A 15,767-nucleotide genomic window follows, 5' to 3' on the forward strand; every position below is an offset into this window, starting at 1 on the left:
TATTTCCATGACTTCCATTCTTCTTACTCGCCGCGCGATGCTGAGCGGCGGCACACTTATGGGCATTGGTGCCCTGCTTGCGGCGTGCGGCCAGCAGACGGCTAATGAGGCGGCAGCCACCGCCTCCGCCGCCCCGAGTGAGTCGGCTTCGGCGTCTGCAGCGGCGTCTGACTCGCCTTCGGCGAGTGCTACTCCGAGAGTAACTCGCGGGTATTCAGGTAATTCTAAAGCACCCGACGGCGAGTACCGCAAAGCTGATGCATACGGTATAGCTCAGAACGTCCCTCTTCCGAAGGCTAAGCCGCAACAGTACCCTGAAACCTTTGCTGGTCTTCGTGAGATGATGACCGATTGGGTCAGAGCCCGTAACTACGGTATTCAGACCGGTGACATGCAGTATGTATGGCCCTCTATGCTGGATACCTACGAGAAGGATATTAAGTTCCTCAAGGATATCGAAGGCCTTTATCAGCGCGGAGGCTGAGGTGGTGCGCTCCCCGGACTGGGTCTGTATTCCTACTTTCTAGTTTACCAAATAAGACTATAATAAGGAGTATCTATTTTCGGAGGTTTTTATGTCATTTCTATCAAAAAATTGGGCAGGGCTGTCAGTCTGTCTGATCATTTCTATCATCTCTTGGGTTTTAGGAGGATTTCTGCCTGTTGTGGGAGCACCTGTTTTCGCCATTTTTATCGGAATGATTCTCCATCCCTTTCTCACTTCCTATACACAACTGGATGCCGGTTTGACTTATAGCTCCAAAAAATTGCTTCAGTATGCTGTTATTTTGCTTGGGTTTGGACTCAGTATCTCACAAGTTTTCGCAGTTGGAAAATCTTCCCTTCCTGTCATCATTTCGACCATTTCTATCGCTTTAATTATTGCTTTCTTTTTCCAACGCTTTTTTAATCTGGATACAAAGCTTGCTACCTTGGTCGGTGTAGGTTCTTCTATCTGTGGCGGTTCTGCCATTGCAGCGACTGCTCCTGTTATTCACGCCAAGGAAAAAGAAGTGGCCCAAGCCATTTCTGTTATCTTTTTCTTCAATGTCTTGGCAGCTCTTATCTTTCCAACTCTAGGTTCTTGGCTCCATCTTTCCAACGAAGGTTTTGCTCTCTTTGCGGGTACTGCGGTCAACGATACTTCCTCTGTGACAGCTACTGCTAGTGCCTGGGATAGTCTTTACAATGCAAACACTCTTGAGCCTGCAACTATTGTCAAGCTGACACGTACTCTAGCTATTATCCCTATCGTTCTCTTCCTCTCCTATTATTGGCAAAGCCGTCAACAAGGCAACAACCAAGGAGTGAAGCTTAAAAAAAATCTTCCCCGTTTTCATTCTCTACTTTATCCTAGCTTCTCTGCTAACTACTCTTCTCACATCTTTCGGTGTCAGCACTAGCTTCTTTTCACCTCTCAAACAACTCTCCATATTCCTCATCATCATGGCTATGAGTGCTATTGGTCTCAAAACCAACCTCATTGCTATGATCAAATCCAGTGGAAAATCCATTCTTCTTGGAGCCCTTTGCTGGATTGCTATCATCCTGACTAGTCTTGGCATGCAATTACTCATCGGTATTTACTAAGAAAAAAGGGAGCCTAAAGGCTACCTCAGAACGTAGACAAACGTCATTTTTGGCGTTTTATCTATGATGAAAAAACTAAAGAATACATTCTCATGCTGGAACACATTTGGGAATTCGTAATGTATGTTGAACCCGACGGGTCATATACCGAAGACAAAAATACTGCCGAAGGGGACGATAACGGCGCTTACATTCTCAAATATTCAGATGGATTTTGGACTGTCGTTGGCTCGCTTTCTCAAGAGCAGCTGAAGGAAAAAGGGTTACTGAAATAACCCCATAACCATTGAGAAGCCACATGTGTTTCGAGAAGCCACCATTATTGTGGCTTCTCGAAACACATGTGGCTTCTCGGCGCATAGGTATCAGCGCATAGGTATCGGCGCGTGGTGACTTCCGTAAAATGGTATCTATGGCTAAGAAAACTAAAGGTAAGAAGAGCGGCGCAGCAACCGCCGCCGTAGCACTGCTGACCGAGACGAACACCCCCTTCCAGATGCGTGAATACGAGCATGTTGAGGGCGTCACCTCCTTCGGTGAAGAAGCCGCGAAGAACCTCGGTGCCTCCGAGGAGCAGGTGTTCAAGACCCTGCTGATCGTGCATGAGAAGGATTTCGCGGTCGCAATCGTGCCGGTCTCTGGCAAGCTCAACGTGAAGGCGGCCGCCGCAGCCCTCGGCTGGAAGAACGCCTCCATGTGCGACCCGAAGGTCGCCGAGCGCCGCACAGGCTACGTGGTGGGCGGTATTTCTCCGCTGGGTCAGAAGACCCCCTCCCCCACCCTGCTCGATGAGTCTGCGCAGCTTTTTGACACGATCATGGTTTCTGGCGGTAAGCGCGGCCTGGATGTTGAGCTCGCCCCGGACGACCTGCTGAAGCTCACCAACGGCAAGTACGCTGACATCCGTGCTTAGTCCGCGCGTAGCGGGAATAATCCGCCCGGCCGCGGCGTTATGTGAGCCGTAAGAGCCTGGGCATGAGAGCAAACTGAAGGAGTCATGATGGGCAATTCGCTACCCGGCGTGGGTGCTATCGCCAAGAACTGGCGTGAAGTGCTCAAGCCTGAAGAGTACGCTGTTCTGCGTGAGGGCGGCACCGAGCGCGCGTTCACGGGCGAGTACTGGAACACCCACACGGAGGGTGTGTATTCGTGTCGTGCCTGCGGTACGGAGCTGTTCCGTTCTGATCAGAAGTTCGATTCGCATTGTGGTTGGCCGTCGTTTTTCGCGCCGCTGGCTGAGGACCGTGTGCGTTACCTGGAGGACACGACGTTCGGTATGCGCCGTGTGGAGGTGCGTTGCGCCGCCTGCGATTCGCACCTGGGTCACGTGTTTGAGGGTGAGGGCTACCCGACTCCCACGGATTTGCGGTATTGCATTAATTCGGTGTGTCTGACGCTGACCCCGGCTGGTGAAGCACAGCCTGGTGATACTCCGGTTGACGAGGCGGAATCCACCGAATAGACCCCGCCAATGCCCCCAGCGGGCACGCCGGTGAGCCCCTTATTGTGAGTCTCTCTAAATTCGAGGCTTTAGGCTCGGGCGGGTAGAATGGCGTAGTGCCTTCGCGGGCACGCCACCTCGCCCGGGCTCGTGTTTGCTCGGGCGTACGCCTACCCGGGCATTTGGCGCATCGTGTGGGCGCGTCGAATCAGACAGAGGAAAAGGATTGAGTGCATGAGTACCGCAGCTGAACAGAATGCCGCAGGCACCCCTCAGCTGACCCTTCACGGTATCGAAGTTCCGGACGTTGTTCCTCTGGAGGCCCCTTCCTCACCGATTCCGACTCTCATCACCACTGAGAGCGGTCTGCGTCGTGCCGCTGAGCAGTTGGCGGCGGCGTCCGGCCCGGTGGCTGTTGATACGGAGCGTGCCCAGGGCATCCGCTACGGTTCGCGTGCTTTTTTGGTGCAGCTTAAGCGTGAAGATCAGCTGTACCTGATTGACCCTGAGGCGTTTAAGGATTTGCGCATTATTAACGATGCTCTGGCGGATGCTGAGTGGGTTATTCACGCCGCAATTCAGGACTTCCCGAGCCTGGATATGCTCGGTATGCGCCCGAACCGTCTGTTTGATACGGAGCTTGGTGCGCGTCTTGCCGGTCTGGAGCGCGTGAACCTGGGTGCGACCGTTGAGGAGCTTCTCGGCTATAAGCTGGCGAAGAAGCACTCGAAGGAAGACTGGTCGCGCCGCCCCCTGCCGGAATCCTGGTTGAACTATGCTCTGCTGGACGTTGACGTGCTCATTGATTTGCGTGATGCGTTGGAGGATTTGCTCCGCCAGCAGGGTAAGCTGCAGTACGCTCTGGAGGAGTTTGAGTACCTGTGCAAGACCCCGGTGAAGGATCCGACGGATCAGCCGGAGCGTTGGCGTAAGACGAAGGGCCGCACGATGTTGCGTTCGGTCAAGCAGCTGACGGCGCTGCGTAACCTGTGGCTTGAGCGTGACTCGCTGGCACGTAAGAAGGACGTCGACGCGAAGCGTCTGCTACCTGATTCTGCGATTGTGGAGGCGGCACGCACCATGCCGCGTAACGTTCCCGCCATCATGGCGATCCCCGGTTTTCAGACGCGCGGTCTGCGTCGTGAGGGCCCGCGCTGGGTGCGTGCTATTGCCGCGGCGGCACGCGGTGAGAACGCTGTACCGTTCACTTTGCCGTCGACTGCCCCGCCGCCGTTGAAGGCGTGGGAGTCTAAGCGCCCCGAGAACTTGGCGTTGTTCACCGAGGTTCGTCAGGCAATTGATGAGCTCTCTGAGGAGCTGACCATTCCGGCGCAGAACCTGATCACGACCGATTATGTTCGCCGCCTCTGCTGGGAGCCGCCGGCTCGTTTTGACGAGCAGACCCTGCGGGATGCACTCGCCGAGTACGGTGCGCGTTCGTGGCAGACGGGTCTGGTTGCCCCCGTGATCGCGCCGATTTTTGCCCGCCACTTGGGGTAGATTTCTCTAACGCTGAATAGATGTGTGTGCCGGTTGGGTGTGTTGCTGATGCGACCACCCGACCGGCATTTTTGTGCCTCGGGAGTTGCCTCAGGATTTTGCCTCAGGAGTTGTCTCGGGAGCAAACGTGAACGAAGCTTAGCCTGCTCTCATTCGATTTTTATCCCAAACCGGCATAGTGTGGAGAGAGTACACGAAAGGAACCACCATGCCCGCACCCAACGGATGCTGCCGCTCTCAGAAGGCATGCGCCTCCCCCACTGCATCTGCCGCCGTCGAATCTAACGCTACCGAATCTAATGCCGTCGACACCGCAGTCGATACCGCAGAGATTGAATCTTCTGCTCGCGTCTTTTCCCGCCGCGCAACCCTCATCACCGGTGCCGTCGTATCCGGTGCGCTGCTCGCCTCCTGCGCTGAAGGTGACTCCAACGTCACCGTACCCGAAGGCAGCGTAGAGATGGGCGCCGCCTCCGCCGTGGGCGTAGGCAAGGCGGCTAAGCTGACCCACGGCTCCACGACCGTTATCGTCTCCCAGCCCTCTTCGGGCGAATACAAGGCGTTCAGCACCGTGTGCACCCACCAGGGTTGTCAGGTGCAGGTGCAGGACTCCAACCGCATCGTGTGCCCCTGCCACGGTTCCGAGTACGCCGTAGCTGACGGCTCGGTAGTGCACGGCCCTGCGGAGGCGCCTCTGACCAGCTACCCAGTGCAGGTGAAGGGCGGCAAGATTTTCGTCACCCACACCAATAAGGATTCCTAAAACCTGTAGTTCAGAAGACGTACGGCAAAGCCCCGCCCATCACAATGGGCGGGGCTTCTGTCTGTCTATACTGTGCTTGTCATTGAGCAGCTTGTCATTGAGCGCTTGCTATTGCGGCACGCTACTGAGAGAAGCTCAGGCGGCACATTTCAGGTACGACCGCTTAGCGGGTGTGGCGCGGCTTCTGGCCCTCTTCACGAGCGAACGGCACCTTATCGCCAGCCAGCTGCGCACGCAGATCCGCGATAATGGTCTCCGCGGTCAGGCCGACTTCCTCAAGAATCTGCTCGCGGGAAGCGTGCGGAATGAACTCGGCAGGAAGACCCAGCTCGCTCAGCGCGGTATCCACGCCAGCCGCACGCATTTCCTGGCGGATGCGCGATCCCACGCCGCCGGAACGCACGCCGTCCTCAATGGTCACCACAATACGGTGATCACGAGCCAGCTCAATAACCGAAGACGGCACCGGCATCACCCAGCGCGGGTCAACCACGGTGGACTGGATACCCTCGGCGGCAAGCACCTTCGAGGCTTCCAGAGCCACGCGAGCCATAGCGCCCACGGCAACGAACAATACGTCACGCTGACCGGTCTCCGGGTGGGGTTCACCGGTGCGTGCCAGCACGTCCACACCGTCGCTGCGACGCTCCAGGGCGGGAATGTCCTCACCCACGGAGCCCTTCGGGTAACGAATCACGGTCGGTGCATCGTTAATAGCTACAGCCTCACGCAGCTCTTCGCGCAGGGTCGCGCCATCACGCGGAGCCGCCAGGTGCAGACCCGGAATGAACTGCAGCATCGCCAAATCCCACATACCGTGGTGGCTTGCACCGTCCGGGCCGGTAATGCCGGAGCGGTCCAGCACCACGGTCACGCCCGCCTTGTGCAGGGCAACGTCCATGAGCAGCTGGTCAAAGCCGCGGTTCAGGAAGGTAGCGTAGAGGGCAACCACCGGGTGCATGCCGCCGTACGCCAGGCCGGCGCTCATCGCCACGGCGTGCTGCTCAGCAATACCTACGTCAATAACGCGCTCGGGGTGGCGCTTCTGGAATTCGCGCAGACCCACGGGAATGAGCATCGCGCCGGTAATGCCGACGACGTTCTCCTGCTCATCCGCAATATCCGCGATTTCGCGACCAAAGACGCCGGTCCACGACTCGGAGGTGCTGGTCGAAACGTCCTCACCGGTCAGCGGGTCAATCTGGCCCACCGCGTGGAACTGGTCGTCCTCATTGGCGCGGGCAGGCGCGTAGCCGTGGCCCTTCTCGGTAATGGCGTGCACAATCACCGGGCCGGCGTAGTTCTTCGCCGCGGTCAGTGCGTTCTCCACAGCCTGCTGGTCGTGGCCGTCAATGGGGCCCACGTATTTCATGCCCAGGTCTTCAAAAATGCCCTTGGGTACGACGACGTCCTTAATGCCCGCCTTCATGCCGTGCAGGCCGCGGTACACCATCTGACCGACGGGGCCGCCGCGCTGCAGACCGATGCGCACCGCATCCAGGGCGTTGTCGTAGCGGTGATCGAGCCGCACACGATCCACCTGCTGCTGCACACCGTGCTTGAGCTCAGAGAGCTGGTTCGCGAAACCGCCAATGGTCGGCGCGTAGGAGCGGCCGTTATCGTTGACCACAATCACGACCTTGCGGGTGCGGTCGGCAGCGATATTGTTCACTGCCTCCCACGCCATGCCGCCGGTCAGCGCGCCGTCGCCAATGAGAACCACGGTGTAGCGGTCGTCTTCACCGTTGAGCTTGTGCGCGCGAGAAATACCGTCAGCCCACGAAATCGAGCTGGAGGCGTGCGAAGACGCAATAATGTCGTGCTCAGACTCGCCGCGATCCGGGTAACCCGACAGGCCGCCCTTCTGACGCAGAGTCTTAAACGCGTGACGGCCAGTCACCAGCTTATGCACATAGGACTGGTGGCCGGTGTCGAAAAGAATGTTGTCCTTGGGAGATTCGAAGACACGGTGAATGCCGAGGGTCAGCTCCACAACGCCCAGGTTCGGGCCCAAGTGACCGCCGGTCGCCGACACATTCGTCACGATGAACTGGCGAATCTCCTTAGAGAGCTCCTCCAGCTGCTCGTAGCTGAGGTTCTGCAGGTCCGCCGGGGACTGAATACCCGGGAGCAACTTGGCAGTGGCGCCATCGCCAATGCTGTAGTCAGCGGTGGGTGCGCCACCGGCGGCGCTATTCGGGGTCTCCTCCTGCGGCAATGCGTTTTCAGCGGACATACACCCACACTCCTCAAGGTTGGGGCACGGCTCATTCCGTGCGTTGGTTCTTCAATGATTCTACCGTTTACAGTGCCAAAAAGCAGATTTATGCGCCCGCAGAGCAAGACGCACCGGGTTGAGCGAAAACAGCCTGAAATAACCCCTAGTGGGCAGGCTGGTGAACAACCCAACCCGCCCAACACAGCGATTATTTGCTTCTTTGTTACGGCAACTAGCCGCGCGCTACGTGGTGCGGCGGCGGCGCGGACGAGGCTTCGCCGGGGCACGCTCAAAAAGCGCCACCGACTCCACATGATGCGTATTCGGGTACATATCAAACGCCCGAAGCTGCACCATGTCCCAACCCAGCTCACGCAAAATACCGGTGTCACGACCCAGGGATGCCGGGTCGCACGCCACATACAGAATACGCTTGGGGTCCAGCGCATCCAGGCGTTCCAAGGTGGTTCGGTTCGCGCCCTCACGGGACGGGTCAAGGACCACCGCATCAATGGCGGGGATTTCGCCAAACTCAAGGGCGGTCTTCAAGTCCACCAGGTGACGTGCCACGTCGCCGCGAATCACCTCAATGCGGGTGTCCGCAGAGTTCTCAGTGCGGGAGCAGCCATCCGGCGCGAAGTTCGAGCGCGCATCCTTATGGGTCACCGGGGAGCCCTCAATGCTGACCACGGTGCCGGTGGCGCCCACGGCGTCCGCGAGCGCGGCGGTGAACAGACCCGCGCCGGCGTACAGGTCGAGGGTGCATTCGCCTTCCTGCGGGCGGAGCATGGTGAGCATGGTTCCGACCATGGTGGAGGGGGCGGCGCGGTGAATCTGCCAGAAGCCGCCGGCGGACACCTGGTAGCTGAAGCGGCGGGAGCCGAAGGTGACTTCTTCGGTGACGGAGCGCAGACCCGCGCCGAGCAGCTGGTCGCCTTCGGGTACGCGGCGGTAGGGGCTGTGGGCGGAACCGGGGCGGCGGCGCTTGGGCTTGCCGTTGGAGGTAGGCTGCGGGGTGAAGAAGAGGGAGATTTTGCGCTTGGCGAGCAGTCCCCAGGCGTCAGATGCCTGCTGTTCGATGTCTTTGGCGACTTCTTCGATGGAGAAGCGCGGGTCGACGATGAACTGCAAGAGGACCCTGCCGCGGGAGGAGACGGTTGCCTCGACTTCGCGTACGCCGCGCAGGTTCAGCTTCTCAAGCTGCAGGTTGCGCAGTTCGGTGGCGGCGAGGGGAAAGTCGATGACCGGTACGGGCTGGGAGGCGCGGTAGGGGTGCATGCCGATGCGCCAGGTGACGGCGGGGCTCTTCTTGCCGCTGTTCTGCTCTTCGCTATTGTGCGCGCGGACCTTGGTCACGTTGTAGCGCACGCGGCTACGCCAGGACAGACCCTCGTTGTTATCGCGCAGGGGCAGCTCTTCAACCATGAGGTTGGTCAGCAACGGCGATTCGAGGGGCAGGCCGCCCAGGCGGTTGATTTGGGTGCGGACGATATCGGTCTTGTAGCGTCGCTGCTCATCCAGGTTGATGTGGCCGTACTCCATGCCGCCGAGTAGTTCGGGTACGCCGGTTGCTGCGGCGCGTTCCTCTTCGGTGGCGAGCGCATCCGCCTGAATCCAGGGGTGGGCACGGCGCGCCAGGGAGGGTACGGGTACGGAAATAACGTCCGCGAAGTAGAAGCGGCGCTTGGGGCCGATTGCGGTGATGCGCACTTCAGCCTGTTCGCCGACGATGCCGTGACGCACAAAGATGACGCCCTGTTCGGTGCGCGCTACGAAGGCGCCGCCGTGTGCGGGTGCCTCACAGGTGACGGTGAGGGTCTGCCCGACGCTGTATCCGTCTACTTTTTTGGAGGCGGCAGGCGTGGTAGCAGTGTGAGTCACAGCATTGTCTCCTAAAGAATCACTTAATGTGAACTATTTTACACCGGTTTGTATCTTTATTCCGATTCCGACGCCCCGCTAGGGGTACCGAATAGGGCGTAAAGGGCAAAGTCCAGGCGCTATTCGAGGGGATGTACGAGGCTACGTACGGGGTGTACGGAGGCTCAGAAATCGGCTTAGCCGATACGGCTAGCGCTTCTTCTCGCGCGCCACAGCGTCCGCCTCGTGCAGGCGGCCGCGGTACACCGCGTGGCGGTTACTCTGGATTAGCTCGCGGCCACCACCGGCAGAACGGGTCACGTTCGGGGCGACTGCCGCCGTAGAACCGTCAGCCTCCGCGGTCGAATCGTTGGCAGTTTCTTTACCCTGCAGGCGCTGATCAAAAATCTCATCATACACCTCATCCTCGTGCATCGCCCAGGGCACGGTTGCCGTCATAACGCCTGGCTCATGCAGAAGCGCCTGCTTGAGGCGGCGCACCGTGCGGCGGTGCAGAAGACGCTGCCACCAGTGCTCCACCACGAATTCCGGCAGGTAGACCACCAAAATATCGCGCGGTGACTTCTTGCGGCGGCGGCGAATATACGAGACGACAGCATCCACCGTGTCACGGTACGGCGAGTCAATGACCGACAGCGGCACCGGAATACCGAGGGCGTACCAGCGCTTCTTCACGACCTCCAGGGCGGCCCGGTCATTGTTGACCGTCAGCGCCTCAATCGTGGAGGGGCGACCGGCACGCGCATAGGAGAGGGCACGAACCACCGGGCGGCGCACACGCTCCACGTACACGATGGCGTGCACACGCGAAGGCAGGGCCGCCACATCCGCAACGGATTCGGCGTTCAGGGGGATGTCCAGGGCGGCATCCACCGCATCGTAGTGGCGGCGAGTCACAACCATACCTCCAACCATCAGGGCAATCATTCCAAGGGAGAGCCACGCACCGGCGGCGAACTTCGTCACCACGACGATGACCAGCACCGCGGCGGTTACGACCACACCCACCACAGAGACAGCGATATCACGAATCAGGGCGCGGCGCGGCATCTGTGCCAGGGTGATGCGCAGCAGACGCATGCGGTAGCGCACCACCGCCAGCTGAACCAGCACCATCGACAGGCACATGCCCACGATGTACAGCTGAATCAGCGAGTACACGTCCGAGCCGAAAACGGTGGTGAGGAAAATTGAGAATGCCGACAGCGCCAGCACACCGTTCGCATACAGGCCGCGTGATTCCATGCTGCGGAAGAACACCGGCAGGTACTGGTAATCAGCCAGCGACGAGGCAATCACCGGGAAGCCGGTAAACGCAGTCAGCGAGGCGATAATCAGCACGCCCACCGTGGCAAACACCAGCAGCTGCGCGAAGAACGGAACACCCTGATAAATCGCCAAAGCCACCTGGTACAGCGCCGGCTTCTGGTGGAAGTACTCCCCCGGCGCGTGCCCGTCAATGAACAAGAAACGGGTCGTATCGTGCACCATGTGCACGCGGGTTGCCGCCGCAAAACCGAGCAGGCTCACCAGCAGGACCGAGGTGATTAGGCCCATCATCATCATGGTGACCGCCGCGTTATATTTCTTCGGGCGGCGGAAATACTTCACCGAATTAGAGATCGTAGAAACACCCGAGAACGCCACCACACCGGCGGAGAACGAACGCGCCAGAAGCAGCACCAGCGCCAAGCCTTCCAGGGCATGATCGTGGTATTCGGGGGCAATCACGTAGGTCGCCGACTCAGCCAGCGGCAGGGTACCCGTCGCGGCACGAATCCAACCCACAATGAGGGTCGCTCCTAACAGCGCCAAGAAAACGTACAGCGGCCAGTACGCAATCTTGCCCAGCAGCTGCACGCCACGCAGCGCAAACAGCGTCAGCGCGACAATGAGTAGCACAGCAATGTGCGTGCGCCAATCCTGAATCTGCGGATACAACGCCACCAAAAACGAGGACGCCGAAGACATCGACACCGCCACTGTGAGCATATAGTCCATCAGCGACGAAGCGCCCATCACAATCGACGGCAGCGCACCCAGTTTGCGGTGCACCAGCTGAATATCGCCCTCAGAAGCAATCTGATTAATGTTGTACCGGTACGTGCCAATCACCAGCAGACCCACCATCGCCACCCCCAAACCAATCCAGGGCGAAAAAGCGAGCGCAGACGCACCCGCGGCGGCAAGGGTCAAAATCATCTGGTCGGCGGCGTAGGCGACCGAAGAGATGCCGTCGGCACCGAAAAGAGGCAGGGCGTAGCGCTTCGGCAGATTGACAGCCGAAAGATTTCGCGTGCTGACCGGCCTGCCGGTCAGGGCGATGCGCATCTTATCCCAACGATTCCTCACGCTGTTAAGGCTATAGGTCGCGGCTTCAAAGCTCAATTTTATTCAGCCGAATAGTGGGCATGGCGAGCGGAATATCACGGAGCATCGGCGTGGAGGCTCACCCGCCCATTACACTGGTAGAGGTAGGCGGTAACGCCTTATCGACACAAAACATCAACACATTCGGAGGGTTGTATGCCTCACTTCGTCATTATGGGTGCCGGGCGCGTGGGCGTCATGTTGGCGCGCACTCTGGAAGCTTCGGGGCATACGGTCGCCGTCATCGACCAGGACGAACGCGCCTTTCAGCCGCTGCGTAAGGGCTTTGAGGGCCGCCTGGTGACCGGTGTTGGCTTCGATGAGGACACCCTCAAGCGTGCCGGTATTACCGAGGCGTACGCTTTTGCCGCGGTCTCTTCGGGCGATAACTCGAATATTATTGCCGCCCGTGTGGCACGCGAAATGTTCAAGGTGAAGAACGTTGTGGCGCGTGTGTACGACCCGAACCGCGCCGAATTCTTCCAGCGCATGGGTATTCCCACGGTCGCTTCGGTGCGTTGGTCCACCGACCAGGTGCTGCGCCGCCTGCTACCTGAGCAGGCGCTCAAGGGCGATTTCCGCGAACCCTCGGGCCGCCTCATGCTCACCGAAATTCCGCTCGACGACGGCTGGGCGGGTCACGCCCTGACCAGCATCGAACGTGCCGCCGGGGTGCGCATCGCCTACATCACCCGATTCGGTGAGGGTATGCTCCCCCGCCCCGATTCCGCCTACCAGCAGGGCGACAGCGTGCACGTCATGATGCGCACCGACGACGTTGCGGACGTAACCCGCATCCTCTCCCACCCACCGCGCGTTGAAGACGAAGAAACAGAAGCTGAGGGGGACTACGCCCCCGCCTCGGGCCACAGAAAGCGCCCTAAGCGTCCCCACGCACCGAAGAAACCCGCCGAGCAGAAGCACAACGACGGCCCCGTCATCGAGCATGAATTCCACCTCGGTGACACTCCCCCGGAGCTGCCCGACCCCCTCGAACTCATCGGCCGCCATCGTGACCACTCGAAAGGTGAGAAGTAAGTGAAGGTCCTTATTGTTGGTGCCGGTTCCGTGGGTGCCTCCATCGCTAAAGAGCTCATGATGAACGGCCACGACGTGACCATCATCGACTCCAAGCCCGAAGTCAAGAAGCGCGCCGACCTGCCCGGTGTGCGCTGGCATATTGGTGACGCCTGCGAGCTGTCCGTGCTGCGCCAGGTGCACCCGAACAAGGCGGACGTGGTCGTTGCCGCAACCGGTGACGATAAGGCAAACCTGATGGTCTCCCTGCTGGTGCGCAGTGAGTTTGGTGTGCCGCGCACCGTGGCGCGCGTGAACAACCCGCGTAATGAGTGGCTTTTTGATGATTCCTGGGGCGTGGACGTTGCCGTGTCCACCCCGCGTCTGATGACCGCCCTCGTTGAGGAAGCCGTGGAAGTCGGCGACGTGGTGCGCCTGCTGACCCTGCAGGCTGGCGGCGCAACCCTCGCCGAGTACACGGTGCCGGATGACCACCCCGTCATCGGTTACCGCGTGGATCACGTGCAGTGGCCCGTTGATACGGTGCTCACCGCGATTCTGCGTGACGGCGCGCCAATCCCGCCCAGTGCCGACGTGGCGATTGAGGGCGGCGACGAGCTGTTCTTCATCACGACCATTGCCGGTGAGGATCAGATCCGCGCACTGTTCGCCTAAGCGTTTATGCGCAAGCTTTTGCATAGCATTTAGACGTAAGTTTTTGAGGAGGCGAAAGCCCCGGTCACCCATACGGGTACCAGGGCTTTCGCTTACTTTTATGAAGCTATTTCACGAAGTCACGGACTGTGATTTAGCGGTTCTTGGAGCTTCCAGACTCTCCGGGCACCTCAGTTTCTTCAGCATCCAGCGCCTCGGGGTCCTCGCTCACCGGCGCCTCCTCGGGAGCCGACACGCGCCACGCCAGCCACACACCCAAAGCGTACAGCGGCAGACCCATGATCAGGCGGGTCGCGCCCAGCGCCTCCACATTATTCGCGAAGTACAGGGGCACCTGCACGGCAAGGCGCAGCATCATCAGCACGGTAATAATCCAGGTGGCAAGCATGTACTGACGCAGACGCACCGGGTTCTGGCGCCAGCTCAGCGCCTCACCACGAATGACCGCGAAAATCAGACCCATCAGCGGCCAACGCACCAGCATCGACAGCAGATACGCCAGAATGTACACGCCGTTCGTCCAGAAACCGACCACAAAGTAGTCGCTCGCATTACCGGTACGGTACGCGGCAAACGCACAAATCGCCACGCCCACCAGACCGGTCAGCGCACTCACCAGCTTAGAGCCCTGCACCAGACGAATCAGGGTGAACACGCCCGCCGCAGCCAACGCCGCAATCAGGGACAGGTTCAGCTCCTTCGTCACGGTGAACAGCACCAGGAACGCCACCGCGGGCAGGGAGGATTCCACCAGGCCGCGCCAGCCGCCAATAGCGTGCAGAATATCCACGTCGCCGTTAGCGGTGCGGCGCATATTCGCGCCCATGGAGGCGCTTAGGCTCTGCGCCAGCTGATTCTCCTCCCGCGCCGGGGCATCTGCAGGGCTAGGTACAGGGTTAGCGTTCGGATCGGGCTGGGTCGAAGACTGCTCAGCGCTCATATTTTCCCTTCTCCACAAAGAATTGCGGCACAATCTCATAGCGCGGGTTATAAATCACCGGCTGATGCGCCCTCACAGACACCACCCCGGAACAGCGCAGTAGCGCACCGGCATGCACGCCGGGCACCATCTGCTGGCCCTGCCACTTGAGCATGACCCTATCCCCCGGATTAAACGGCGCATAGGGCGGGAAAGACACCTCGTGCGGCTCCTGCACCGCCACGGTCGCCAAAGACGCCGTGTTCAGATGGTGCTGCTTCTCGGGGTCCTCAGACTCCTCCTCGAAATCCTCACCGGGCGGCTCCACAATCGGCATACCAATCAGCGCCAGCGGGCTCGACCACTGCAGGGGCTTCGACTTAGCCACCACCAGCTCGGCACGGTACATCGGTTTATCCTGCAGGGCAGGCAACCACACCTGCTCCACGCGTCCGGCAAGGCGTACGCGAAAGCGCTCGGGGTACCCGGGAGCAAGAATCTGCTCCTCAGGAACCGCGAGCGCACTCGGGTAGTTCGAAAACTCAGGCATTAGCCAATCTCGGTAATCTCAGGGCCGCGGCGAGGCATCGGGCGCAGCTTGCTGTGCTCGTTCTCGGTCTCTTCCTCCACGGCGGGCTCTTCCTCAGCCGCAACGACCAGGTCGGCGGGCAGAGTCATGGGCAGCAGCTCGCGCGGCGGGCGCGGGTCGTCGCCACGGTCCACCACGACGGTGCGGAAGACTTCCTCCACGGAGGCGGCAGCCTTATCGTCACCGAGCACAGCCGCGCCGGAGATGACGCCGCGCAGGAACCAGCGGGGACCGTCCACACCCACGAAGCGGGCGATGCGCTCGCCGGGCTGGCCGTCCGGGGTGACGGCGGGCAGGCGGGTCAGCATCTCGGCGCCGAATACGCCGGCGTAGATGTCGACGATGCCGCCCTGGGATTTGACGGATTCGGTCAGGTCGTGACGGATGTCGTCCCAGATGCCGGTGGTGCGCGGTGCGGCGAATGCCTGCACCTGCAAGGTTGCGCCGTCACGGGTGATGGTTGCGGCGATCACCGCGCCGGTTGCGTCGTCAGTTTCGAGGCGCAGGTTCATGCCGTCGAGCAGCTTGATGCGCAGCGCACCCAGGTCGACGTAGTCTTCGAGGTCTTCGGCGGTGACTTCTTCAATATCGTGCGGGCCGTTGACGCGGTCGTACTTGATGACCTCGGGAGAGTTCTCCTCTTCCTTCAGCTCCTCAACCTCGACGTTGGTCTCCTCAATCTCTTCGGCGACAGCCTTGTCGATGGCGGCCTTTTCAGCCTCCTCGGCGTGCTTCTTCTTACCAAATCCGAACATGGTATTCCTACTTTCACCGCACGCAGGGTGCGGGGGTTTCTTCTCTTCT

General features: G+C 59.9%; 16 protein-coding genes. 10 read left to right on the top strand and 6 right to left on the bottom strand.

Going from position 1 to position 15,767, the window contains the following annotated elements; translation table 11 throughout:
• Nucleotides 1-7 precede the first annotated feature (7 nt).
• The 8 genes from LPB405_RS01165 (at nucleotide 8) to LPB405_RS01195 (ending at nucleotide 5,294) form a co-directional block, all read left to right on the top strand.
• On the top strand, nucleotides 8-484 hold the full coding sequence (locus tag LPB405_RS01165) for a DUF6318 family protein (protein ID WP_049358785.1): 477 nt from the start codon (nucleotides 8-10) through the stop codon (nucleotides 482-484).
• A 91-nt stretch (nucleotides 485-575) separates the two neighbouring features.
• Nucleotides 576-1,403: a YeiH family protein gene (locus tag LPB405_RS01170; protein ID WP_257604940.1), complete on the top strand. Its 828-nt coding sequence runs from the start codon at nucleotides 576-578 to the stop codon at nucleotides 1,401-1,403.
• A complete protein-coding gene (locus LPB405_RS09025) occupies nucleotides 1,363-1,590 on the top strand; it encodes a putative sulfate exporter family transporter (RefSeq protein WP_257604986.1) in 228 nt (75 codons plus the stop codon). Before LPB405_RS01170 ends, LPB405_RS09025 begins: the two co-directional genes overlap by 41 nt.
• Before the next feature lie 92 nt (nucleotides 1,591-1,682).
• Complete coding sequence (locus LPB405_RS01175; RefSeq protein WP_044150542.1) at nucleotides 1,683-1,865, top strand: hypothetical protein; 183 nt, start codon at nucleotides 1,683-1,685, stop codon at nucleotides 1,863-1,865.
• 137 nt (nucleotides 1,866-2,002) lie between these two features.
• A complete protein-coding gene (ybaK, locus tag LPB405_RS01180) occupies nucleotides 2,003-2,503 on the top strand; it encodes a Cys-tRNA(Pro) deacylase (RefSeq protein WP_070506566.1) in 501 nt (166 codons plus the stop codon).
• Nucleotides 2,504-2,590: 87 nt separating this feature from the next.
• Nucleotides 2,591-3,052: a peptide-methionine (R)-S-oxide reductase MsrB gene (gene msrB, locus LPB405_RS01185; RefSeq protein ID WP_219102032.1), complete on the top strand. Its 462-nt coding sequence runs from the start codon at nucleotides 2,591-2,593 to the stop codon at nucleotides 3,050-3,052.
• Nucleotides 3,053-3,265: 213 nt separating this feature from the next.
• The gene (locus tag LPB405_RS01190; RefSeq protein WP_219101625.1) at nucleotides 3,266-4,531 is read left to right on the top strand and encodes an HRDC domain-containing protein; all 1,266 of its coding nucleotides are present in this window, start codon (nucleotides 3,266-3,268) and stop codon (nucleotides 4,529-4,531) included.
• 208 nt (nucleotides 4,532-4,739) lie between these two features.
• Nucleotides 4,740-5,294, top strand: coding sequence for a Rieske (2Fe-2S) protein (locus LPB405_RS01195; RefSeq protein WP_219101626.1), 555 nt, complete (start codon nucleotides 4,740-4,742; stop codon nucleotides 5,292-5,294).
• Between the two features lie 163 nt (nucleotides 5,295-5,457).
• Here the strand turns inward: LPB405_RS01195 and dxs are convergent, their stop codons facing one another.
• From dxs to LPB405_RS01210, 3 genes are all read right to left on the bottom strand, one after another.
• The gene (gene dxs / locus LPB405_RS01200) at nucleotides 5,458-7,530 is read right to left on the bottom strand and encodes a 1-deoxy-D-xylulose-5-phosphate synthase (RefSeq protein WP_083318009.1); all 2,073 of its coding nucleotides are present in this window, start codon (nucleotides 7,528-7,530) and stop codon (nucleotides 5,458-5,460) included.
• Nucleotides 7,531-7,755: 225 nt separating this feature from the next.
• A complete protein-coding gene (locus LPB405_RS01205; RefSeq protein WP_219101627.1) occupies nucleotides 7,756-9,393 on the bottom strand; it encodes a class I SAM-dependent RNA methyltransferase in 1,638 nt (545 codons plus the stop codon).
• Between the two features lie 189 nt (nucleotides 9,394-9,582).
• Nucleotides 9,583-11,724 (bottom strand): APC family permease, encoded by a 2,142-nt coding sequence (locus LPB405_RS01210; protein WP_219101628.1) that lies wholly within the window; start codon nucleotides 11,722-11,724, stop codon nucleotides 9,583-9,585.
• A gap of 195 nt (nucleotides 11,725-11,919) precedes the next feature.
• On the opposite strand from LPB405_RS01210, the gene LPB405_RS01215 reads away from it, so the two are divergent.
• Together LPB405_RS01215 and LPB405_RS01220 are read left to right on the top strand one after the other, a co-directional pair.
• Nucleotides 11,920-12,801, top strand: coding sequence for a potassium channel family protein (locus LPB405_RS01215; RefSeq protein ID WP_219101629.1), 882 nt, complete (start codon nucleotides 11,920-11,922; stop codon nucleotides 12,799-12,801).
• A complete protein-coding gene (locus LPB405_RS01220; RefSeq protein ID WP_005506372.1) occupies nucleotides 12,802-13,455 on the top strand; it encodes a potassium channel family protein in 654 nt (217 codons plus the stop codon).
• A gap of 133 nt (nucleotides 13,456-13,588) precedes the next feature.
• On the opposite strand, the gene LPB405_RS01225 is transcribed toward LPB405_RS01220, so the two are convergent.
• The 3 genes from LPB405_RS01225 to LPB405_RS01235 are packed head-to-tail and all read right to left on the bottom strand — an operon-like array spanning nucleotide 13,589 to nucleotide 15,718.
• Nucleotides 13,589-14,395, bottom strand: a complete 807-nt coding sequence (locus tag LPB405_RS01225) for a DUF3159 domain-containing protein (RefSeq protein WP_219101630.1) — start codon at nucleotides 14,393-14,395, stop codon at nucleotides 13,589-13,591.
• The gene (locus LPB405_RS01230; RefSeq protein ID WP_219101631.1) at nucleotides 14,385-14,924 is read right to left on the bottom strand and encodes an asparaginase; all 540 of its coding nucleotides are present in this window, start codon (nucleotides 14,922-14,924) and stop codon (nucleotides 14,385-14,387) included. Before LPB405_RS01230 ends, LPB405_RS01225 begins: the two co-directional genes overlap by 11 nt.
• Complete coding sequence (locus LPB405_RS01235) at nucleotides 14,924-15,718, bottom strand: DUF3710 domain-containing protein (RefSeq protein ID WP_049362059.1); 795 nt, start codon at nucleotides 15,716-15,718, stop codon at nucleotides 14,924-14,926. The genes LPB405_RS01230 and LPB405_RS01235 overlap by 1 nt, the downstream gene beginning before the upstream one ends.
• Nucleotides 15,719-15,767: the final 49 nt, after the last annotated feature.

This window comes from Rothia mucilaginosa, assembly GCF_019334805.1.
Taxonomy (GTDB): domain Bacteria; phylum Actinomycetota; class Actinomycetes; order Actinomycetales; family Micrococcaceae; genus Rothia; species Rothia mucilaginosa_C.